The sequence below is a fragment of the Pyrococcus sp. genome (genome assembly GCF_030153625.1).
GTDB lineage: Archaea > Methanobacteriota_B > Thermococci > Thermococcales > Thermococcaceae > Pyrococcus > Pyrococcus furiosus.
In genome coordinates this window covers 1-19,920 of the sequence record NZ_JASKLM010000035.1, presented here as the reverse complement: position 1 = coordinate 19,920, position 19,920 = coordinate 1, and the positions used below count along the sequence as shown (strand labels likewise).

General features: G+C 42.5%; 33 protein-coding genes and 1 pseudogene. 5 read left to right on the top strand and 29 right to left on the bottom strand.

Annotated features, from left to right (window positions below):
- The 5 genes and pseudogenes from PWP39_RS06985 to PWP39_RS06965 form a co-directional block, all read left to right on the top strand.
- Nucleotides 1-87 (top strand): annotated as a pseudogene (locus tag PWP39_RS06985) (IS6 family transposase); the annotation flags it as partial.
- 25 nt (nucleotides 88-112) lie between these two features.
- On the top strand, nucleotides 113-1,537 hold the full coding sequence (locus tag PWP39_RS06980; RefSeq protein ID WP_011012936.1) for an FAD-dependent oxidoreductase: 1,425 nt from the start codon (nucleotides 113-115) through the stop codon (nucleotides 1,535-1,537).
- A complete protein-coding gene (locus PWP39_RS06975) occupies nucleotides 1,534-2,040 on the top strand; it encodes a 4Fe-4S binding protein (RefSeq protein ID WP_048059065.1) in 507 nt (168 codons plus the stop codon). The genes PWP39_RS06980 and PWP39_RS06975 overlap by 4 nt, the downstream gene beginning before the upstream one ends.
- Nucleotides 2,037-2,297 carry a (2Fe-2S)-binding protein gene (locus PWP39_RS06970; protein WP_011012938.1) on the top strand — a complete coding sequence of 87 codons (261 nt, stop codon included), beginning with the start codon at nucleotides 2,037-2,039 and terminating at the stop codon, nucleotides 2,295-2,297. Before PWP39_RS06975 ends, PWP39_RS06970 begins: the two co-directional genes overlap by 4 nt.
- The gene (locus PWP39_RS06965; protein WP_288073313.1) at nucleotides 2,294-3,430 is read left to right on the top strand and encodes an NAD(P)/FAD-dependent oxidoreductase; all 1,137 of its coding nucleotides are present in this window, start codon (nucleotides 2,294-2,296) and stop codon (nucleotides 3,428-3,430) included. Before PWP39_RS06970 ends, PWP39_RS06965 begins: the two co-directional genes overlap by 4 nt.
- Here the strand turns inward: PWP39_RS06965 and PWP39_RS06960 are convergent.
- The 29 genes from PWP39_RS06960 to hhpR all read right to left on the bottom strand — a co-directional run bounded on the left by PWP39_RS06960 (nucleotide 3,427) and on the right by hhpR (nucleotide 19,761).
- The gene (locus PWP39_RS06960; RefSeq protein WP_011012940.1) at nucleotides 3,427-3,954 is read right to left on the bottom strand and encodes an EMC3/TMCO1 family protein; all 528 of its coding nucleotides are present in this window, start codon (nucleotides 3,952-3,954) and stop codon (nucleotides 3,427-3,429) included. The genes PWP39_RS06965 and PWP39_RS06960 overlap by 4 nt on opposite strands.
- On the bottom strand, nucleotides 3,947-4,537 hold the full coding sequence (locus PWP39_RS06955; RefSeq protein WP_011012941.1) for an adenylate kinase: 591 nt from the start codon (nucleotides 4,535-4,537) through the stop codon (nucleotides 3,947-3,949). The genes PWP39_RS06960 and PWP39_RS06955 overlap by 8 nt, the downstream gene beginning before the upstream one ends.
- Nucleotides 4,538-4,611: 74 nt before the next feature.
- A complete protein-coding gene (gene secY / locus PWP39_RS06950) occupies nucleotides 4,612-6,018 on the bottom strand; it encodes a preprotein translocase subunit SecY (RefSeq protein WP_011012942.1) in 1,407 nt (468 codons plus the stop codon).
- A 51-nt stretch (nucleotides 6,019-6,069) separates the two neighbouring features.
- Complete coding sequence (locus PWP39_RS06945; RefSeq protein ID WP_011012943.1) at nucleotides 6,070-6,513, bottom strand: uL15m family ribosomal protein; 444 nt, start codon at nucleotides 6,511-6,513, stop codon at nucleotides 6,070-6,072.
- Nucleotides 6,514-6,523: 10 nt separating this feature from the next.
- Nucleotides 6,524-6,991, bottom strand: a complete 468-nt coding sequence (locus tag PWP39_RS06940) for a 50S ribosomal protein L30 (RefSeq protein WP_011012944.1) — start codon at nucleotides 6,989-6,991, stop codon at nucleotides 6,524-6,526.
- 11 nt (nucleotides 6,992-7,002) lie between these two features.
- Nucleotides 7,003-7,713, bottom strand: a complete 711-nt coding sequence (rpsE, locus tag PWP39_RS06935; protein ID WP_011012945.1) for a 30S ribosomal protein S5 — start codon at nucleotides 7,711-7,713, stop codon at nucleotides 7,003-7,005.
- Nucleotides 7,710-8,321, bottom strand: a complete 612-nt coding sequence (locus PWP39_RS06930; RefSeq protein WP_011012946.1) for a 50S ribosomal protein L18 — start codon at nucleotides 8,319-8,321, stop codon at nucleotides 7,710-7,712. Before PWP39_RS06930 ends, rpsE begins: the two co-directional genes overlap by 4 nt.
- Before the next feature lie 11 nt (nucleotides 8,322-8,332).
- The gene (locus PWP39_RS06925) at nucleotides 8,333-8,785 is read right to left on the bottom strand and encodes a 50S ribosomal protein L19e (protein WP_011012947.1); all 453 of its coding nucleotides are present in this window, start codon (nucleotides 8,783-8,785) and stop codon (nucleotides 8,333-8,335) included.
- An 11-nt stretch (nucleotides 8,786-8,796) separates the two neighbouring features.
- Complete coding sequence (locus PWP39_RS06920; protein WP_011012948.1) at nucleotides 8,797-9,189, bottom strand: 50S ribosomal protein L32e; 393 nt, start codon at nucleotides 9,187-9,189, stop codon at nucleotides 8,797-8,799.
- Between the two features lie 10 nt (nucleotides 9,190-9,199).
- Entirely contained in the window at nucleotides 9,200-9,754 is a 555-nt protein-coding gene (locus tag PWP39_RS06915) for a 50S ribosomal protein L6 (RefSeq protein WP_011012949.1), read from the bottom strand.
- Between the two features lie 19 nt (nucleotides 9,755-9,773).
- Nucleotides 9,774-10,166 (bottom strand): 30S ribosomal protein S8, encoded by a 393-nt coding sequence (locus tag PWP39_RS06910; RefSeq protein ID WP_011012950.1) that lies wholly within the window; start codon nucleotides 10,164-10,166, stop codon nucleotides 9,774-9,776.
- Between the two features lie 15 nt (nucleotides 10,167-10,181).
- Entirely contained in the window at nucleotides 10,182-10,352 is a 171-nt protein-coding gene (locus tag PWP39_RS06905; RefSeq protein WP_011012951.1) for a 30S ribosomal protein S14, read from the bottom strand.
- A gap of 4 nt (nucleotides 10,353-10,356) precedes the next feature.
- Nucleotides 10,357-10,917 carry a 50S ribosomal protein L5 gene (locus PWP39_RS06900; protein WP_011012952.1) on the bottom strand — a complete coding sequence of 187 codons (561 nt, stop codon included), beginning with the start codon at nucleotides 10,915-10,917 and terminating at the stop codon, nucleotides 10,357-10,359.
- 10 nt (nucleotides 10,918-10,927) lie between these two features.
- Nucleotides 10,928-11,659 (bottom strand): 30S ribosomal protein S4e, encoded by a 732-nt coding sequence (locus PWP39_RS06895; RefSeq protein ID WP_011012953.1) that lies wholly within the window; start codon nucleotides 11,657-11,659, stop codon nucleotides 10,928-10,930.
- Complete coding sequence (gene rplX, locus PWP39_RS06890; RefSeq protein WP_014835567.1) at nucleotides 11,659-12,024, bottom strand: 50S ribosomal protein L24; 366 nt, start codon at nucleotides 12,022-12,024, stop codon at nucleotides 11,659-11,661. The genes PWP39_RS06895 and rplX overlap by 1 nt, the downstream gene beginning before the upstream one ends.
- A gap of 10 nt (nucleotides 12,025-12,034) precedes the next feature.
- Nucleotides 12,035-12,460, bottom strand: a complete 426-nt coding sequence (locus tag PWP39_RS06885) for a 50S ribosomal protein L14 (protein ID WP_011012955.1) — start codon at nucleotides 12,458-12,460, stop codon at nucleotides 12,035-12,037.
- A 5-nt stretch (nucleotides 12,461-12,465) separates the two neighbouring features.
- Entirely contained in the window at nucleotides 12,466-12,807 is a 342-nt protein-coding gene (locus PWP39_RS06880; RefSeq protein WP_288073303.1) for a 30S ribosomal protein S17, read from the bottom strand.
- Nucleotides 12,804-13,187: a ribonuclease P protein component 1 gene (gene rnp1, locus PWP39_RS06875; protein WP_011012957.1), complete on the bottom strand. Its 384-nt coding sequence runs from the start codon at nucleotides 13,185-13,187 to the stop codon at nucleotides 12,804-12,806. Before rnp1 ends, PWP39_RS06880 begins: the two co-directional genes overlap by 4 nt.
- Entirely contained in the window at nucleotides 13,073-13,372 is a 300-nt protein-coding gene (gene yciH, locus PWP39_RS06870; RefSeq protein WP_193328784.1) for a stress response translation initiation inhibitor YciH, read from the bottom strand. Before yciH ends, rnp1 begins: the two co-directional genes overlap by 115 nt.
- Nucleotides 13,373-13,381: 9 nt before the next feature.
- A complete protein-coding gene (rpmC, locus tag PWP39_RS06865) occupies nucleotides 13,382-13,600 on the bottom strand; it encodes a 50S ribosomal protein L29 (protein ID WP_011012959.1) in 219 nt (72 codons plus the stop codon).
- Nucleotides 13,587-14,219, bottom strand: a complete 633-nt coding sequence (rpsC, locus tag PWP39_RS06860) for a 30S ribosomal protein S3 (protein WP_011012960.1) — start codon at nucleotides 14,217-14,219, stop codon at nucleotides 13,587-13,589. The genes rpmC and rpsC overlap by 14 nt, the downstream gene beginning before the upstream one ends.
- A gap of 4 nt (nucleotides 14,220-14,223) precedes the next feature.
- On the bottom strand, nucleotides 14,224-14,691 hold the full coding sequence (gene rplV / locus PWP39_RS06855; RefSeq protein ID WP_011012961.1) for a 50S ribosomal protein L22: 468 nt from the start codon (nucleotides 14,689-14,691) through the stop codon (nucleotides 14,224-14,226).
- A 10-nt stretch (nucleotides 14,692-14,701) separates the two neighbouring features.
- The gene (gene rpsS / locus PWP39_RS06850; RefSeq protein ID WP_011012962.1) at nucleotides 14,702-15,100 is read right to left on the bottom strand and encodes a 30S ribosomal protein S19; all 399 of its coding nucleotides are present in this window, start codon (nucleotides 15,098-15,100) and stop codon (nucleotides 14,702-14,704) included.
- 10 nt (nucleotides 15,101-15,110) lie between these two features.
- A complete protein-coding gene (locus PWP39_RS06845) occupies nucleotides 15,111-15,830 on the bottom strand; it encodes a 50S ribosomal protein L2 (protein WP_011012963.1) in 720 nt (239 codons plus the stop codon).
- A gap of 11 nt (nucleotides 15,831-15,841) precedes the next feature.
- Nucleotides 15,842-16,102, bottom strand: coding sequence for a 50S ribosomal protein L23 (locus tag PWP39_RS06840; RefSeq protein WP_014835564.1), 261 nt, complete (start codon nucleotides 16,100-16,102; stop codon nucleotides 15,842-15,844).
- 5 nt (nucleotides 16,103-16,107) lie between these two features.
- On the bottom strand, nucleotides 16,108-16,875 hold the full coding sequence (gene rpl4p / locus PWP39_RS06835; RefSeq protein ID WP_011012965.1) for a 50S ribosomal protein L4: 768 nt from the start codon (nucleotides 16,873-16,875) through the stop codon (nucleotides 16,108-16,110).
- A 15-nt stretch (nucleotides 16,876-16,890) separates the two neighbouring features.
- Nucleotides 16,891-17,988: a 50S ribosomal protein L3 gene (locus PWP39_RS06830; protein ID WP_011012966.1), complete on the bottom strand. Its 1,098-nt coding sequence runs from the start codon at nucleotides 17,986-17,988 to the stop codon at nucleotides 16,891-16,893.
- Nucleotides 17,989-17,990: 2 nt separating this feature from the next.
- The gene (locus PWP39_RS06825; protein ID WP_011012967.1) at nucleotides 17,991-18,773 is read right to left on the bottom strand and encodes a putative RNA uridine N3 methyltransferase; all 783 of its coding nucleotides are present in this window, start codon (nucleotides 18,771-18,773) and stop codon (nucleotides 17,991-17,993) included.
- 148 nt (nucleotides 18,774-18,921) lie between these two features.
- Nucleotides 18,922-19,761: a CBS domain-containing high hydrostatic pressure regulator HhpR gene (hhpR, locus tag PWP39_RS06820; protein ID WP_011012968.1), complete on the bottom strand. Its 840-nt coding sequence runs from the start codon at nucleotides 19,759-19,761 to the stop codon at nucleotides 18,922-18,924.
- Nucleotides 19,762-19,920: the final 159 nt, after the last annotated feature.

Sequence of the window (19,920 nt, the reverse complement as noted above, 5' to 3'; positions counted from 1 at the left end):
AATTTTGTTAGGTTTCATTCTCGGTTTGGTTGTCCGCCTGGTGATGTGACTGAGTGGCTTCAAGAGGTGATGCCCCAGTTATCCTGACAGTATCTTTTATCTAGGTGAAATTATGAGAATAACAGATCATCCTATTCTTGATTTCAAGAAAAAGAGAACGAGAAAAGTAACGATATATTACAATGGAAAGCCCATCGAAGCTTACGAAGGAGAGACAATAGCAGCAGCTCTCCATGCAGCGGGTGTAAGGACACTCAACTATTCCAGAATAAAGAAAAGGGCTAGGGGCTTATTCTGTGCAATAGGAAAGTGCTCCTCTTGTTTAATGACGGTAAACGGAATTCCAAATGTCAGAACGTGCATAACGCTAGTTGAAGACGGTATGAAAATTGAGGAGAACAAACCAGTTCTCCCCCCAGCTAACTCCAACGGGAGCAAGGCAAAAACCGTGAAAGGAGATATAATAGTCATTGGAGGAGGGCCTGCTGGTTTAATGGCTGCAATAAGTGCCCACGATGCTGGGGCTAAGGTAGTTCTCATTGACGAAAATCCAATCCTAGGAGGTCAGCTGGTTAAACAAACCCACAAATTTTTTGGAAAAAGGGAACAGTTCGCTGGAATAAGAGGAATAAAGATAGCTCAGATCCTAGAAGAAGAAATAAGAAAGAGAAACATTGAAACATTCCTCGAAACTTCAGCCGTTGGAATTTTCCAAGAGGGAAATGAGAAGATTGTGGTTGGAGTTAGAAAAGAGAAAGAACTCATAGAATTTAGAGGTAAAGCGATAATTGTTGCCACTGGCGCTATGGAGAGAGCAATACCCTTTGAGAACAACGATCTCCCAGGGATATATGGGGCAGGAGCAATTCAAACTCTAATGAACACTTACGGAATTAAGCCAGGAGAAAAGGCACTAATAGTGGGAGCTGGGAACGTTGGATTAATCCTAGCTTACCAACTTCTTCAGGCGGGAGTTAAAGTTGAAGCGATTGTAGAAGCAATGCCAAAAATAGGAGGATACTTTGTTCATGCAGCAAAAGTGAGGAGATTAGGAGTGCCAATTCTTACTAGACACACAATTCTTAGAGCTGAAGGAAATGGAAAAGTTGAGAGAGCGGTAATTGTGGAGATAGATGAAAACTGGAATCCTATTCCAGGAACAGAAAAGGTTCTTGACGTTGACCTAATTGCAATAGCCGTAGGACTAAGACCAAGCATAGAGTTACTCCAACAAGCAGGGTGTCAAATTAGATATATTAGGGAACTTGGAGGACATGTTGCAGTAAGAGACGAATGGATGGAGACAACAGTAAGGGGAATTTTTGTGGCAGGAGATACAGCGGGGATTGAAGAAGCAACAACTGCAATGCTGGAGGGAAGAATAGCGGGGGTTGCAGCAGCTCTTAGGCTTGGGATTGCAGACGAATCTTGGGTTAGGGAAATAACTAAAACACAAAAGGAGCTCGAAGAATTCCGCTCTGGACCTTTTGGGAAGCATATAGTTGAAGGCATTAAAAAGCTTCTGGAGGGATCATGATGGAAATTCCCAATTATTTAAGGAGAGGTTATATAACCCCCGATGAACTCTTTTCGATCATCCCAAGGCCGAGCGAAGAAAGACTCAGAAAAAGACCCGTAGCAATACCAGAGTGCCCTCAGCAAATTCCATGTACTCCATGTAAGGAGATATGTCCAGTTAATGCAGTAATGATGGATCATCCAAACGATATACCTAAAGTGGACTATGAGAAGTGCATAGGATGTTCTCTATGCGTTCAAGTTTGCCCTGGGCTTGCATTCTTCATGATTCACTATGTGGGAGACAAAGCTAGAATAACAATGCCCTATGAGCTATTACCCCTTCCAGAAAAAGGAGAAGAAGTCATTCTTCTTAACAGAGTTGGGGAAGAAGTTGGGAAAGGAAAAGTACTTGCAATTGTTCCCAGGGAGAAGTCAAAAGGAGATACTCCTATTATAACTGTTGAAGTTCCAATAGAGCTCGCGTGGGAAGTTAGGGCAATTAAGGTGGTGAGAAAATGAAGATAATTTGCCGATGTAATGATGTCACACTTGAAGAAATTGAAAGGCTGATAGATGAAGGGGTAACGGAGTTAGAAGAGCTTAGAAGACTACTAAGATTGGGAATGGGACCTTGCCAGGGAAGAACTTGCATTCCGTTAGTTATCTCAATTCTCGCAAGAAAAACTGGGAAAAAGATAGAAGAGATCCCCCTTCCAAATGCTAGATTTCCAGTGAGACCTGTAAAAATAGAGGCATTTGTGGAGGGAGAAAAATGATTGGTATCATTGGTGGAGGTATTATAGGAGTGGCTACAGCCTATGAATTAGCGAAGCTTGGAGAGGAAGTAGTCGTATTTGAAAAGAGGTATTTTGGTTCTGGTTCAACCTTCAGATGTGCCAGTGGTATAAGGGCACAATTTACAGATGAAGCTAACATAAAGCTGATGAAGTATTCAATAGAGAGATGGAAAACATTAAGCGAGGAACTCGGTCATAACATTATGTTCCAACAAACTGGATACTTATTCTTAGCCACCACTGAGGAGGAAGTAGAGGCATTTAAAAAGAACATAAAGCTCCAGAATAAATTTGGCGTTCCAACAAGACTAATAACACCAGAGGAAGCAAAAGAAATAGTTCCTCCTTTAAATGCTGATGCATTCCTTGCTGGAGCATGGAACCCAGAAGATGGCAAGGCAAGTCCATTCCACACTCTCTATGCTTACAAGAAAGCAGGTGAAAGGCTCGGAGTAAAGTTCTATGAGTACACGAAAGTAATAGGGATAGAAAGAAAGGGAAGTAAGTGGAGAATAAAGACTACAAGGGGAGAGTTCAAGGTAGACATCATTATTAACGCCACAAATGCTTGGGCAAGAGAAATTAACAAGATGATTGGTAAAGATATAATTCCCGTAACACCATACAAGCACCAACTGGTAAAGACTGAGCCTATAGAAAGAGGGCAAATTGAACCCCTTGTCTGCCCCCCAGCATGGAATGATAGCTATGTGATTCAAGATGGAGAGGATGGAGGGGTAATCTGCGGAACGGCTTTAGAATACGAATCTTCTCCCGATGATGTAACTCCAACATATGAATTCGTTAAAGAAGTGCTAAAGTGGGCAGTCAAGATAATACCAGCCCTTAAGCACGTTCACGTGGTCAGACAATGGGCCGGCCATTATGCAAAAACTCCAGATAAGAACCCAGCAATTGGAATGATTGAAGAGAACTTTTACGTTGCAGTGGGATTCTCGGGCCATGGATTCATGATGGCTCCTGCAGTTGCTCAAGCGTTGGCAGAAAAGATAGTTGAGGGAAAAACAAAAGTTCCACTAGACTGGGAGTGGTTCGATCCATGGAGGTTTGAGAGGGGTGAACTGAGAGCTTCTGCCTTCCAGATAGGCTAGGCCATATCTAATATTTTTCTTAGTATTGATCCAACCACATAACTGGTTAGGAAGTACCATCCTATGAATCCCAGCTCATCTGGTTTAAGAGCAGAGTGATACATTTTGTGGAAGATGTCGAAGAGGAAGAAGCTGAAAGGATACTTTACTATAGCCACCTCAACATACCATCTCCTGAGCCATCCCCAGAATATTATAATTATTGGCCAGCTGATGAGCATTGGCTTAAAGAATGCATTTACCATTAATTCATTCTGCATTTTTAGGAGTTCTAATTGCTTTTGTTGGATTTTTCTAAGCTTCTTCTCGTCTTTAGCTTCCATGGCTTTTCTATATTCTTGCTGTATTTCCTTGGCCATCTTCTGAAGTTTCTTGAGTTTTTCTTGATCAACAAAAATGTAGTTTAGTAAAACGAAGAACGCTCCAAGTATTATTCCTGCTACAGTAACAACCCATATTGGGTGAGTTTCGACTATTAATGGACCAAATAGCTTGTCAAGTGCTAAATAAATTCCCTCAAGCATATTCATTCACCGCCAAATCTAATATCTTGACCAGCTCATTAACAGCTTCCTCTAAACCTTTATCCTCATGATTTTCTATAATCTTGATGAGAGCATTTGAGTGCATTGCATAAGCTATCGCGGCAGCCCTATTTAAGTCTTGATGCCTCTGAATCTGCTCTTCAGTCTCAACATCCCTGTCCCTCTTTAAGTCCCTTAGGCGCCTTCCCAGAATCTCCGAAGGAGTAGCCTCAATTATTACAATGAAGTTCGGATTTAATGTTTTAACTACCTCATAAGGCAGGCCCAGCATATAGCCGTGAGGAGTCTTTATTGTTGCATGAGTATCAACGAGTATTGGATGCTCTTTTGCCATTTCCGTTATTTTCTTTGCAGCCTTCATTTGAAGCTCTCTCTGTATTTTAAGGGGAAGCTTCCTCATCTCATCTCTATGCTTAACCAACCCTGCCTTGACAGCTTCCTCAAACATTAAATCTCCAAAATTTATTAATCTAAATTTAGCTTTCGTTCGCTGGAGTGCGAGTCTCGTGATAGTGCTTTTTCCAACCCCAGGAATACCCGTAATGATGACCACAAAAGGCATTTCTCACCCCAAAATTTTACAATTCTGAAAGTATTTAAAACTATTATGGAGAAAGTTAAGAAAAGGCAAAAAGACTAAGCGCCAAACAATTTCCTCAAAGCTGGGAACATCTCTGTTATCTGTTCTCTTGCAATTTCCTCGTAGAACCTGTAGAGGATACCGACCGTAAGTAATATACCAGTTCCCGTTCCAAGAGCTCCAAGGAAGTCTGCCAACACAGCTATTAAAGCTACTGTCAGTGAACCCCAGAAGGTCACATATGGAATATATCTTTGCAAGACCTTCTCCAAAGTTCTTGGATCCCTTCTAAATCCTGGAATTTGAAGTCCAGCCCTCTGGAGCTGCCTTGCTATTGACCTTGCATCGAGTCCCGTCAGTTCTACCCACAGGTATCCAAATAGCAAACTGAAAATTACCGTCAGGATGAGATATACTATCGCCCTAACGGGGTTATCTATAACGCTGAATATGTTTCTTGGAGGTATTACGTAGAGTACAAAGCCCGAGATTGGAGAACCTGTAGTGGGATCAAATCTTCCAAGCCATGGATGGCCAAGCCTATCAAGCACTCTGGCCCAAAGCTGAATGTTAGCGTAAAGGGCAAACGTTAGGATTATCGGAATGTTACTTACATAAAGGAATCTTATTGGATAACTTCCCCTCACTGTTACCCCTCTATATCCCAATGGAATTTCAACACGCATGCTCTCAAAGTAAACCACTATAAAGAACACCACTATTGTTGCAACGACGCTTAACATATCTGGAGCTGACCCTCCTCTATATATAGCCCCCCATAGATCTCCTTTAAGGATGTGCTGGATGAAGTATGGGATTGCACCTACTATTGCAGGTTGTCCTGTTAAGGGGTCAATTATGTTGGGATCAGTTAATGGATTAAGGCTTCTTGTGAGTATAGTTTGAGACACTCCAGCAGCTATGAAGAGACTTATACCGCTTCCTATTCCCCACTTACTAACGAGCTCGTCAAGGATTATTAGGACTATACCACCCATTGCAAGTTGAAGTATCATCAACACTGCTATAGCATACGTAACATCAACTCCAACCCTACCAAATGCCCCGCCTAGTATCCACACTGCAGCCTCAAAGAAACACATAAACACTGAGAAGACTCTCTGCAGTGCTTGGTAAAATCTTCTATCTTCGGGATTTGCCAGGTCAAGCTTTATTATCTCAGAACCTACAAGAAGCTGGAGAATAATTCCCGCGGTAACAATGGGCCCAATTCCTAAAGTTAATATTGATCCATTTCTTCCAGCCAATACCACTCTTAAAAACTGGAAGTAGTCCTGAATTCTTTCAGGGATTCCATAGACGGGAATTTCAGCGAGAACATAGTAGAGAATTAGTGCAACTCCAGTCCACATAAATCTTTCTCTTAATGGAACACGTCTCTTTGGCCTTTCAACCTCGGGAAACCATCTTTCTAGAGCATAAATTATGTCCCTAGCTCCCATGTTTCAACACCTTTGCTCGTTTATTCTCATGAAGCAAAAAAATAAGGGAGATTAAACGAGAACAGCTTCTCCTCCAGCAGCCTTAATTTTCTCTTCTGCCTTTGGAGAAAATGCCCTTGCCTTAATTACTAGAGGTCTAGTGAGCTTTCCAGTACCTAAGACTTTATCAGCAAATTGCGTTACATCGACGATTATTTTTCCTCCTTCTTCATATGCTATGCCCATTTGCATTAGCTCATCGAGGTGTTCATCGATAAACTTTAGGTTTACAACTCTAACTTCCCTCTGGACTTCTGGGGGTCTTGAAAATCCTCTCTTACCCAGGTGGTCGGGGGCATATTTTATTGTCCAAGTCCACTTGCTCTTGTTTCTCTTTCCAGTTCCTGCCATACCTCTACCGCCCTTGCTACCTCCTCCCCTGTGCTTCTTCTTACATCCCCATCCGTGAGTGTGACTGCCTCTCAACTTTCTGACCTTCTTCCTTCTCCTTATCATCGCTTTCACCTCACAGCATTCTCTCAATTAGTTCATTAATTTTCTCGCCACGATAACCCAGGGCCCCTCCTTCTTTGAAGGAACGCTTCTTGCTTCCCCTGAATCCACCTCTTGGTGGGTGAAGTCTGAAGACTGGCTTAAGGTTTGGAAGATCCTTCAAGCTCATCTCGCCATTGACGACCTTTTGGGCAAATTCTTCGATTGTCATTCCTAGCTTTTCTTTCACATACTCATCAGTTACTGGCTTGTTCCCTATGAGCCTGCCTCTCTTTCTAATTAGCTTTGCTAGGGTTTCTGCATTAATCTCTCCCCAAGTTATGTAATCCTTTGCCTTTTGGAGCATTCCCAGGTAGCTGGGAGTGTCATCAACTATAACACAGTGATTTACCCTATGAAGTCTTAACATTGCAAGTGTATCTCTCACGGGCCTCTTAACATTCACTCTACCCCTGATCCTAATTACAGCTAATTTTGCCATTCTCAGTCACCTCATTCTAATGTGAACGTTGTTGGCATAGCTCTTCCAACAACGATACCGTATCTCTCAATCATCTCAGGGCTAATAGCTACCCTGTTGGTGTTGTATAGGGCATTGAACACTGCCTTTGCGAAGTTCACAGTTGTTCTAGTTTCACCAAATGTCTGAGACCACACATCCTGCACTCCAGCAAGCCTTAGAATCTTCTTTCCTACGTCACCTATAACGAGTCCAAGTCCTCTTGGTCCTGGGATTAGTCTAACTCTCACGCTTCCTTCCTTCCCCTCAACTGCAAATGGAACTGAGTGAGGTCTCCTACACCTGCACTCCCAGGATCCACAGCCCCTCTTTATCTCGATGATGTTCAGCTTTGCATAGTTTATTGCTTTTCTTATTGCAATACCAACTTCTTTTCCATGCCCAATTCCAAGTCCAACGTAACCATCTCTATTACCAACAGCAGCTAAAACCCTGAACCTAACTCTTCTTCCACTGTCAGTCATTCTAACCGTCAAAGCTATATCGAGAACTTCCTGGTTCTCTCTTGCATTAACTTCTGGCAAGAGGACATCTATTATTTCAGGCTCCTTGATCTGATAACCTCTTCTGAATATTTCATGAATGTCAGTTATCTGCCCTTCCTTAACCATCATTCCGAGCTTAGTCTTTGGTTCCCACTCATCTAAAACCCTTTTAGCGTATTCCTTCCACTCCTGGCTCATTCTCTCGCCCCCTCACCTTCAAACTTTTCAATTATTCTCGCTTTGACTTCTTCAAAGTGCTCGGGAAGCTTTTCAGGGTCTAACCCTTTGACAAGATAACCACCAAACTGCCTTCTAAACTTCTCCTCATCTTGCTCCTTAAGCATCTTTGCATATTCAGCTATGTGCTCTCCTCTAATTCTGTACTCATCTGGGAATATCTCTGGACTGTGCGGAACGTTAAGTCCAGCATCAACGGCACCTTTTAGCACGGCAAATACTGAGCTACCCCTAACTGGAGGGTGAAGGCCTATATCGAGTATAGCCTCTTCAATTCCAGCTTGCTTTGCCTTATACCCAATGAGGAGTCCCAGGAGATATGCTGAAGGAGTATTTCCACAGTGGCCCTTCCATCCGAAGTCTCTAATGAGCTCTCTTGTGTGAGCTGAAACTAGAGTTCTATCACCTTTTGGATCATAGACTATTATCTGAGCAATGTGGTGGTTAAGGGACTTTCTAACAACTAACCTTGGCTTGCCTGACTTGAGGAGCTTGAGTCTCTTTCTATAGTTTGTCTTTCCTTCTCTCCTTCTTCTGAATGGAACTCTATACCTAGGACCGTGAGCCATTTTCTTTCACCTCACTTCTTCAACAAACCATGCTCTTCAAGGAAGAGGTATAGCTGGTGCTTGTTCTTGAATTGTCCACCCTTAGCCCTAATGTAGAGCATTCTGTAAGTCTTCCTATCAATCTTCTTCTGGGCCTTAAGCTTCCTAAGTTCCTTTCTTAGGGCTCTAATTGTCTTAATCCAGAGCTCCTTCTTACCCATTCTTGCTGTCTTTTTACCCTTTCTACTTCCTGGGCCTCTGTGTCTTCCCTTCTTCTTTTGTTCGTGCCTAATTTTAGCCCTATATCTGCTCTGCCCCTTAATGGGTTTCTTTTTGATGACCCCCTCTTTTATGAGCCTCTTGATATCTTCCCTTGTTATAGCAGAAGCAACATCATCAATTCTCTCAGGGTCAATCCATATTCTATTCTCACCACATTTGAGGATTTCAGCAGCTATTCTTCTTTGCATCTTGAGAGTGTTCATACTTTTTCACCTCACACCCTGGGGTTCAAGACTTTAATTCCAAGTTCCTCAGCTCTCTTTATAATCTCGATTCTCTTCTTCTTTCCTACGGTGTGTGCAATTCTCGCGGCCTGCCTCTTTGGATCAAGAGCCTCAAGTTCCTTTACATTGTGAACGAGCACTTCCTCGTATCCACTTGGGTGTAAACCTCTAACGAGCTTTGGAGAGCTCCAACCGATGCTTGGTGATCTTGGCTTTCCTTTTAACTTGAGCCTCATCTTGCTATCAATACCCTTTGGTCTTCTCCATTTGGGATCATTCTTGAACTTTGGATACCTCCACCATTCTTGTCTTAGGAACCTTGGCTTCTTTCTCTTGAGTCTCGCTCTAACACGGAGGAGCCTCTTAAACTCCTTCTCATCCATTTATCTCACCTCAGAATGTTATGGGCTTTCCAGCCTTCTCAACAATGTATATTCCATCCTGGAATATTCTTCTATCCCACTTAGTTATCCTTGTAGCTTGTTCTATATTGGCCGCAGTTTGACCAACAGCCTCCTTATCTATTCCTTCTACAATAATTTCCTGTCCTCTAACTTTTACAGTAACTCCTGGGAGTATCTTTGCTTTTCTTGGCGCTTTTTCACCAAGGAAGTTCTCAATAATTACCTCATCTCCCTGAACTTTCACTGAAATTGGGAAGTGGCTGTACACGACCTTCAACTTGTAAGTAAAGCCCTCAGTAACGCCCTTTATCATGTTCCTTATGTGAGCTGCAAATGTACGAGCTATTGCAACATCTTTTCTTCTTGGAAAGTCCTTGTATATCACTACATTTCCATCTTCAGTGAATATCTGAATTCCTGGCCAGAAGAATTCTCTCTCTAGCTCGCCCTTTGGACCCTTAACTTTAACCTTGTACCCTTCAACTGTAACTTCAACACCTTCTGGAATTTCAACTTCCTCACGAATCCAGGCATCTACTGGCATTCTTTCTCCCTCCAATCAATCAATATACATACGCTATTAACCTTCCTCCAATTCCCTTCTCGATGGCCTCTTTGTGACTCATGACTCCCTGGGACGTTGAGACGATCAATATTCCAAACTCGAATGCTGGAAGGAATCTCTTCTCCCACTTTTCGAACTCTGAAACTTTCACTGGGAACCTAGGCTTTATTGCTCCTGCCTTGTTTATTCTACCCAACAACTGAACTCTGTAAACTCCTGCTCTTCCGTCGTCGATGAACTCGAACTCTCCAATGTATCCATACTTCTGCATAACCCTCAAAACTTCTCCAATTAACTTTGAGGCTGGCTTAATGTAAACCTCTCTCTTTCCAACCCTCTCGCTATTTGTTATGTGAGAGAGAGCATTTGCCAATGGATCCAATAGAGTCATTTCATTTCACCTCGCTCACTCATATTTTCTAAATCCAAGCTTTGGAGCGACTTCTCTAAAGCAGTGCCTACAAAGCATTAAGCCCTGTATCCTTATTATTGGCCCATATTGTCCACATCTTATACATCTTCTCGCTCCCTTCCCAAACTTTCTAGGCTTCCTCTTGTTATAATCAGCCTTCGCCATTCCCTCATCCCTCCACTATTTCAACCCCAAACTCCTCCATCATGTAAACCATTCCCTCTTCCTTCGTAAGCTTGTGCCTTGTGGGGATCTTAGCCCTCTTCCTCTTTCTTCTAGCCACTCTAAACCCAGGTCTCTCGAGGGTGACACAAACGTCCATACCAAATATTCCAATCTCGGGGTCATACTCCACTCCCGGTATGTTTATGTGCTCTTCAATTCCGAAACATACATTTCCGTGCTCGTCAAAGCTTGAAGCCTTTAGTCTGTTGTCCACTGCAGCAAGTAATCTCTTCAGTAGCTCGTAAGCCTTTGGCCCTCTTAGAGTCACCTTTACAGCAATTGGCTCTCCCCTTCTGATACCAAAGTCTCTGTTTGTCTTCTTTGCCTTCCTCCTAATTGGCTTCTGACCTGTCAATTGTTGAAGCATTATCTCCGCCTTAGTTAGTCTCTCACCGCTCTCTCCAACACCTATGTTTATGGTAACCTTCTCTATTCTAGGCCTTCTCATTGGATGAGCTTCCCAATCAGCTAAAATTTGCTCCTTGTTTGGTATCTCTACTGCCATCTAGCCCACCTCACGGAAGAGAAATCTTTGGCTTATCTGTGCCAACTACAAATGCATACTCTTTTAACGTGTCGAAGAGCTCTCCTTCTTCATCTTCAATTGTGACTACATCTGGCCAACCCATTGGGAATCTCTTTATTTCCACTATTCTACCTTTCCTAGCAACGTTCTTACCTTGGGTTACGAAGACGTAAGCACCCTTCTCGAATGGTAGCACTTCAAGGATTTCCCTCTCGGGAACCTTCATCAACACTGTGTATGAGGTGAAGTAGTTGTCCTTTTCGGCTATTGAGACTATGTGGTTAGTCCCATCGTGGAAGTTAAGCTGAACCCTAGCTCCCTTTATCATTCTCTTGTTTCTAATTCTCAGAGGCTTTATGAATGCCTCATCTTCAGATATTGGGTGAAGGATTAGCTTGCCTATTCTATTTGGCAAGACTCTGTAGTGCTCTCCTGTTTCTGGAATTGAGACAACATCCATTATACCGACAGGGAACTTGTAGTCCTTTCTAACCCTTCCATCAACTAGGAACTTGCCCTCGTTTAGTATTTTTCTTGCTTCTCTAGCAGTCTTTGCGTACCCCAAGTAGTCTCTTACTATGTATAGGAGAGGTATTGATGTTCTCATGTTGTGAGGTCCAGGTCTGGGCCTAACAGCCCATTTGTAGGCCTTCCTCTCAATATACCATGAAGTTGGAGCAGCAAGTCTCTTAAGGTGCCTCTTAGGACCCTTTCTCGCCATTATCCAGCCCTCCTCTCAATTATTTTCTTTCTCTTCTCATCCTCTAAATTTAGCTCAATAATCATCACGTTTGAAGGGTGAATTGGATAGAAGACCTCTGTCCCGTTTGTCTTTCTTAGAGTAGCTCCTTCAACATATATCCTATATCTCTTTAGGTCAACTTCGACTACTTTCCCTTCATGACCCTTGTAGTCTCCCCTCATTATCCTAACCTTATCACCAACCCTCACTGGAAGGTTTCTTACCTTGTACTTCTCCCTTAACTCCCTACTTAAAGGAGCAGACATCAACTTTTGCCTCACGTGAAGGGGAGCATTATATAGGAACTTTCTCTGCTTCCTGGGTTGCTTTGAGCTTATCTTCATTATTACCACCTCACACAATTATGCTAGCTATACTTCCTATTCTAACCCATCTTTCTGCAGCCTCTCTAGCCACAGGACCTCTAATTTCAGTTCCCCTTGGAACTCCTTCGGGCGTTACAATGACAGCTGCGTTGTCCTCGAACTTTACTCTCATCCCATCAAGCCTTCTATATTCTTTTCTCTGCCTTATTATTACAGCCCTAACCACTTGATGCCTCATGTCAGGTCTTCCCTTCTTGACTGTAGCAACTACCATATCTCCAACGCCAGCTGAGGCAAGTCTCCTCCTTGTTCCGTGGTATTCAACAACTCCAATTATTTGGATAACCTTTGCTCCACTGTTATCTGCTACAGTAAGATAAGCACCTACAGGTAATGCCCTAGTTGGTCTTACGGCAGATACACCCCTAGTTGCACCTGCACCTTTCTTTGCCATTTCCTTCACCTCCTCTCTTCAGCTCTTTCAAGGACTGCAACTACAACGAAGTGCTTGGTCTTGCTCAAGGGCCTTGTCTCTGCAATTAGCACTTTATCTCCAACCTTTGCGTTTATGCATGGTGGGTTGTGAGCGTGTATCTTGCTTCTTCTGAGCTCATATCTCTCATATTTGTTTAGATAAAAGTAGTATTGTCTCTCCACGGTAACCGTCTTTCTTGGCTTGTCGCTGACTACTATTCCCTCAAATACCCTACCGTGTATCTTTAGGCTTCCATGCCAAGGGCACTTTGGATCGTCACATTTTTCAGCGGGAGGCTGTACTCTCAAACCTATATCTCTCATCATTTTCTCCACCTCTTCTTTAGTCTCATCTCGGGTCTGCCCACCAATTTTTCACCAGATATTTTAATCTTTGTCCCATCCCATGTTTCAAACTCAAATATGCAGACATCCTTGGGAACTTTCCAAACTTTGTTTTCCCCAGCTATCACGAGCATGTTTCTTGTTTCATCTATTACGTATCCTTCTATCCCAACATATCCAGGATGGGTAGAGTTAACTACCCTAACTTTCAGTCCGATTAGTTCGTGCCATACTATATTTTTCTTGTTTACTCTACCTCTATGAGCTCCTCTGAAAATCCAAGTTCTACCAATAATTTCTTGATACGATCCCTGTGATCTCCCTGAAGTTCTATTCTCCCGTTCTTCGCTGTTCCTCCACATGCTAACTTCGCCTTGAGTTTCTTTGCTATCTCCTCGAGGTCAAACTCTTTTTCATCAATTCCTTCAATTATAGTCTTTATCTTTCCGTATCTTGCCCTTTCTGTGTAGACTCTAATCCTCTGCTGCTCCTTTAGTACCTCCTTAAATAGCATTTCATCCAAGGGGTTTACAATCCTGGGCACCAAACACCACCTTCACTTTTTCACCTTACCTTTTTCTCTTTCCCTAAGCTTCTCCTTCTTAATTGTCAGGAGGCGGGCGATATCTCTCCTCAAATTCCTAATAACCATAGGATTTTCGAGAGATGTTCCCATTGTTAGGAGTCCCCTCTCCTTTGCAAGCTGAAGCCTTAACTCCCTAATTTTAGCGTCAATCTCCTCAATACTCATTTCTCTGATTTCACTCGGCTTCATTGCTCACCACCTCTTCCTCAACTGGTTTTTCTATGATCTCAATTTCATCGGGAAGTCTTGCTCCTGGAGGCATAATTGCGACTTTAACTCCAATGACTCCAAGCTTAAGCAATGCCTGAGCATAGCCTTTACTTACCAAAGTTTCCGCAGGGTTACCTACTTTTGCTAGGTATCCTTGGTAGAATCTTATGCTCTTAGCTCTTTCTCCCGTAAGCTTACCGCTAAGCCTTATCTCTACTCCTCTTGCCCCATTGTTCATTATTGCTCTAAGTGCTGCATATGCCGCCCTTCTGAAGTGAATACCTCTTTCCAAGGCCTGAGCCAACCTCACTGCTTGAACTTTAGCATTAAGGTAGGGATTCTTTATCTCTTCAACTTCAATTTGTGGATTCTCAAGACCAAACTGCTTTTCAAGTATTCTGGTAAGCTCTCTTATTCTTCTTCCTCCCCTTCCTATTACGTATCCTGGATTTGCAGCAAAGATTATGACCTTAGTTCCCAAGGGGGTCTTCTTAATGTCAAGACCCCCATAACCTGCCCTTCTTAACTCTTTTTCAAGGAATTCATCGATGAGCATCTCTCTTACAGCCTCACGAATAAAGTACCTCTCAATTGCCATATGCTCACCTCCTAATTTCCTCGACGACAACTTCTATGTGAGTAGTTTGTTCATTAAAGGGTGTAGCTCTTCCAAATGCTCTAGGATACCATCCTCTAAGGACTGGGCCCTTGTGAGCGGCAATGTGAATAATCTTAAGCTTGTCAGGATCGAGACCTTTTTGCACAGCATTGTTTTTTACATTAAGCAGGACTTTCTTTATGGCCTTTGCCACCTTAACTGGATATCTTCCAGGTCCAAATCCTTTACCAGGCTTGTGGCCCTGACTGTCGTTGTATCTCTTTAGTGGAACTGGTCTCTTTAGGGCAATTACATCATCCAGATATCTTAGAGCATCATTTAGCATCATGCCCCTAAGCTCTCTGCACACTTCAACTGCGAGTTTTGGAGATATTCTAAGATCTCTCGCACTAGCCCTAGCCATTCTCTTGGGGTCAAAATTTTGGAAAGAGTAGCCAAAGCGCTTTGCCATTTAAACCACCTCACTTCACTGCGACGAACATTGATGATCTTGTAGCACCAACACCAGGAGCTCCGTGCTCAACCTTCTTTCTGGTTGGTGCAAATTCTCCTAGGTAGTGACCGATCATTTCAGGCTTTATTTCCACTGGAACGAATTCTTTTCCGTTGTGGACATAGATTGTCAGCCCTACCATCTCTGGAAGGATTATCATGTCCCTACAGTGTGTTCTTATTGGCTTTTTGTATTTGCCCTTCTTTGCAAGCCTAATTTTTCTAAGCAACTTCTTCTGTTCTGGTGTAAGTCCTCTCTTAAGGCTTCTCCTCTGTCTTGCAGGGAATAATCTAGCCAATTCCTCAAGAGACATATTCATCAACTGCTCAAGGGTATAACCGCGATATCTAAACTCTTTCCTCGCCATCTACACCACCTCACTTCCTTCTACCAGTTCTTCTCGCAGCAATATGACCAACCTTTCTTCCTGGTGGAGCCCTTCTTGAAGTTGTTGTTGGCTTACCTGGATGGTGCTCCTTACCACCGAATGGGTGGTTCACAGCGTTCATCTTAACACCTCTTGGAGTTGGCCAGAACTTGTTCCTTGCCTTGTACTTGTAGTAAGCTTTACCAGCCTTAACCAATGGCTTTTCTAACCTTCCACCACCAGCAACAACCCCAATTGTTGCCCTACACATTGGGTTGAAAGCCTTAAGCTCACCACTTGGAAGTTGTACTATTACTTTATCTGGCTCTCTAGAGACTACTAAAGCGTAAGTTCCTCCTGCCCTCACGTATTTTCCTCCATCTCCAGGAATGCCTTCAATATTATATACGTATGTACCTTCAGGGATCTTAGCCAATGGTAGTGTGTTCCCCACGGCAATTGGAGCGTCTGGCCCTATATAGATTTCTTGTCCCACGAGTAATCCTTCTGGGGCAATTATCAACTTTTCAATACCATTCTCAAACTTAACTCTTGCCACTGGAGCAGTTCTACCGGGGTCATGCATGATTTCCTCTACTACTCCCCTGAGAGTCTTTTCTTGAGTATAGTTGAGTGGGATATACTTCACAGCACCCCTAAACCTATGAGAGGGGGATTTAAATGTGGGACTTCCTTTACCTCTCCTTTGCTGAATTAAACTCTTACCCATTTTCCATCACCTCAGAACAATCCTAATCTCGCAGCTACTTCACTTGCACTATACTCTGGCTTGAGCTTCACATATGCCTTCTTTTCTCCTCTTGGGGTAATAAGAGTGTTAACTTTTTCAACTTTTACATTGAAGATCTCTTCTACAGCTCTCTTAATGTCCTGTTTTGTGGCTCTCCTGTCAACTATAAATGTAAGCTTGTTCTCTTTTTCAATTAACGATATCGCTTTTTCCGTAACAACGGGCCTAATTATAACCTTGTAAGGATCCATTTTCATCACCCATACAACTCCCTAAGTCTCTCTATAGCACTAACTGTCCAAACAGTTAATCTACCTGGGTGAGTTCCAGGAGCCAAATGTTCAACTCCGAGGTTGTCCACAACCACTACATCAACACCTGGGTGGTTTCTTGCTCCAAGGACAATTCCCTCATTCTTTCCAACTACGATCAATGGACCCTTGGCCTTCTTGTACCTTCTTCCTCTCATTTTACCCTTTCCAGCTCTTACTCCAGACTTCTCTTTTGCTCTAACGATATCATCCCATATTCCAAGCTTCTTGAATATTTCTCTAGTTTCCCTTGTCTTCTGAACCTTTTGAAGATCATCCACAACTATCAACGGAAGTTGAGGAACGTTATCAATTATGTGGCCTCTAGCTCTTACTAAATCATAGTTAGCGGTAGCTGCTATTGCACTCATTAATGCCAGTCTCTTCTCCTTCTTGTTAATATCTTCCCATATTATCTTCTCAACCTTTGGTGGGTGCGTTCTTCTTCCACCTCTGGCAAATGGGACAAATGCTGCATACCTTGGAGGTGTCTTTAGCCTTTCAACTCTTGCCATGCTGTGTCCCTTTCCAATGTTTTCGGTAACTCTCCTTTTACCAGCCATTGGATCTCTTCCTTGAGGTTGAATTCTGTGAGTCCAGGATGCAATAACAGCTCTTCTAATAAGGTCTGGCCTAAAAGGAGTGAAGAATACCTTCGGAAGCTCTATTTCGCCAACAGGTTGACCGTTAAGGTCAAAAACCTTTACCTTCATTTATCTCACCCCATCTCACTGCTTTGATTCTACACTTACATAAGTTATCTGAGGCCTTTGGACAGGTGGCTTCTTCTTTGGAGGTCTTATAGCAGGTCTTACTCTAATTATTCTTTTTATTGCTCCAGGAACGCTTCCAGCTATCATCATGAAGTCGCTTCTAACAATTCCATAGTGTGGAAATCCACCCTTTGGAGTAATTTCAATCTCAGTATTCTCGTCGAGCTTGAGCTTACCGTTTTCTCCGATAGCTATTAGTCTCTTATTAAGCTCAGTCCTGTGGTGGAATCCCATTTGTCCGGCCATTGGAACAGTCCACATTACTCTTGCTGGATGCCATGGACCAATTGAACCTACTTTTCTTCTTCCCTTACTATCCTTGTGGGCTCTAAGCTTAATTCCCCATCTCTTTACAGGACCCTGGGTTCCCTTACCCTTTGTAACTGCAATAACATCAAGGAGTTCCCCTTCCTTTAGGACTTCTCCAACCCTTAGCTCTTTTCCTAGTTTTTCCTTTATGTAGTTAAACTTCTCCTCCACGCTAGTTCCACCAATAGCATATTCCATAACTTCGGGCTTCTTCTTGAGCTTAATAACCCAGGGCTGAGTTGCAACTATAGCCCTAACATCAACTATCTCTCCTTCTTTTATCATGTCCTCTAACTGGCCAAGCTTCTGTTCAAACATTTCCTGGGTGTAATTCTTTGGAAGAGTAGCTATTCTTCTCTCTAGTAGCTTGTAGAAGGTCATTTTTGGCTTAGGTTTGCCTTTTCTTTCTTTTGCTGGATAGTTGTCCAATGGAAAGTCTGGAACTATAACTTCTGTGGCTGTTTCAAGTCCCAGGTATCCCATTCTATAAGCTCTAATTCCGAATACCCTGAGTGGTGGAGTCTCTATAATTGTCACAGGCATAAAGATCTCTTTCCCGTTAGTCAGCCCTGGCTCGTCATCTATCATTAATATGTGAGTCATTCCAGCCTTGTATCCAGCGAAACCTAACATCCTTACTTCAGTTTCCTTTGGCCAACTCCTAATTCTCGGAACTATACTTTTTGCCCTTTTTCTTGGGCTGAATCCCAATGATCCCCTTCTTGGTCTGTGAACCTTACCCATTTTTAATCACCCCTTTTCCTCATGAAATTAAATATCGCCAATGTAGCAAGCAAGGCTTCCTCCGTTCTAACGGTCTTTGTTTTTTGTTCAGGGATTGTATTTAGGATTAAATCAAATTCATAATCCTCATTGTACTCCTTTAATATCTCTATTACACCTTTTTTTGGAGAGCCGAATACTATTCCTACCTCGCCCTCCAAGGGCACTTCGGCACTTCTCACATCAACACCCTTCCTCGAGGTTGCGATGACCACGTCGAGGTTTGCCTTTTTAAGTGTTTTTGCCAATGTTTTCCTACTGAGATGTACCTTGTATCCCCAGTACTCCGAAGGTTCTGCTGGAATCACTCTTAGAGGGTTTACTGATATTATCTTAAAGGTTCCTCTCCCTTCTCTTGCAACTCCCTTGATCAAAGCTGGTCTATCTAGCCCTATATCTGCAAACAGTTTCTTTCCTTTTCTGTAGGCATAGCCTTCTCGTATTTCCCCTATCCTTGGTGGAGCCTTTGGTTTATGGCTTGGAATTTGGAGGGGTGGAATGACTCCTGCATACTTTAACTCTGGAGTAATAGGAAATATTCTTTTTCTCAGGTACTGAGGGGTTTCTGCATATTCTAGGAGGAGTTTGATAAATTTCCCATCCTTTCCTCCCGCCTTGTATATCCATATGTGCTCTACTCCGAAGATTGCACATGCCCTTGCTACTTGGCCTACTTTGTATGCCTTTATTTTGGGGTCATTTGCTTCCTCCAATAGAGAGTCTGGAATGAAGACATGCCACGCCATTTCTGCTCTCCAACACCCTTTTTAATCATGAGAGCTGTTGTGGTGTTTCAATAATAAATTTAAAAGGGTTTCGAAGGTTTCCACCCTCACAATTCAAAAATTTTTAAAAAATTTTTGCAATTTTCAAGAAAAAGGAGAAAACCAAAAACTACTTAACGAGAACCTTTAAAAGATCAAAATCCCTTATCAAACCTACTAAATCCCCATCTCCTCTAATCACAGGAAGTTGTTCTATTTTATATTTAACCATTTTTCTTGCAACTTCATGCACAGTCATGTGAGGAGTTGCCACTATAACATCCCTAGTCATAATATCCTCGACTGGCTTATTTGGCAATTTAAGTTCAAACTTCTCAAAGAGCAGGGTTGGATGGCTCTCAAGAATCCATTCCTCTTCACTTGAGGCGGCAAGTTCAGTGCTTTTCATAATCCTAACGATTTCGCTATCTCTAAGGAGATCAGTCTCATCTACTATTCCAATTAACTTACCGTCGTCATCAATTACTGGCAATGCCATTGCGTTTGACAACAGCAAAGCCTTAAGTGCTGCCATAAGAGGAGTTCCTCTCCAAACAACACTCACATATCTCTGATAATAGGGTTCAATTTCAACATCTTTGTATTTTTCGCTTTTTGCTAGATATCTCCTGATGATATCTCCAACGGTTAGTATACCAACAGGTTTACCTTCCTCATCAATAACTACAACCCTTCTATAGTCATACTCGAGCATTAATTTGGCGGCTTTCTTTAAGGTATCATCTGGCTTAACTGTGGGAACGTCTCTTTTAACTAGCATTGCTAGTTGTTCCTCATCTACGTTAGTTAGCACTCTTTTTATGCTTATTATTCCAACTAATTTTCCTTCTTTATTAACTACTGGGAAACTTCTTACCTTATGCTTCCTGAAAAGCTCTAGTGCATAGTTTCTAGTAGCAGGAAGTGTTATAGTCACTGGATTTGGTGTCATTATTGTTTTAACTTTCACTGTCTACCACCCAAATGAGACTACGGGATTTTAGATATATTTAAGTTTTATCACAGAGGTAAAAGATACTGTTAGGATAAGCTGTGGGGTGTCAGGTTTAAGTTACTGGCAGTACTTTAGAAAAAGAAGGGGGAACATGAAGTCTGAAACCATTATTTA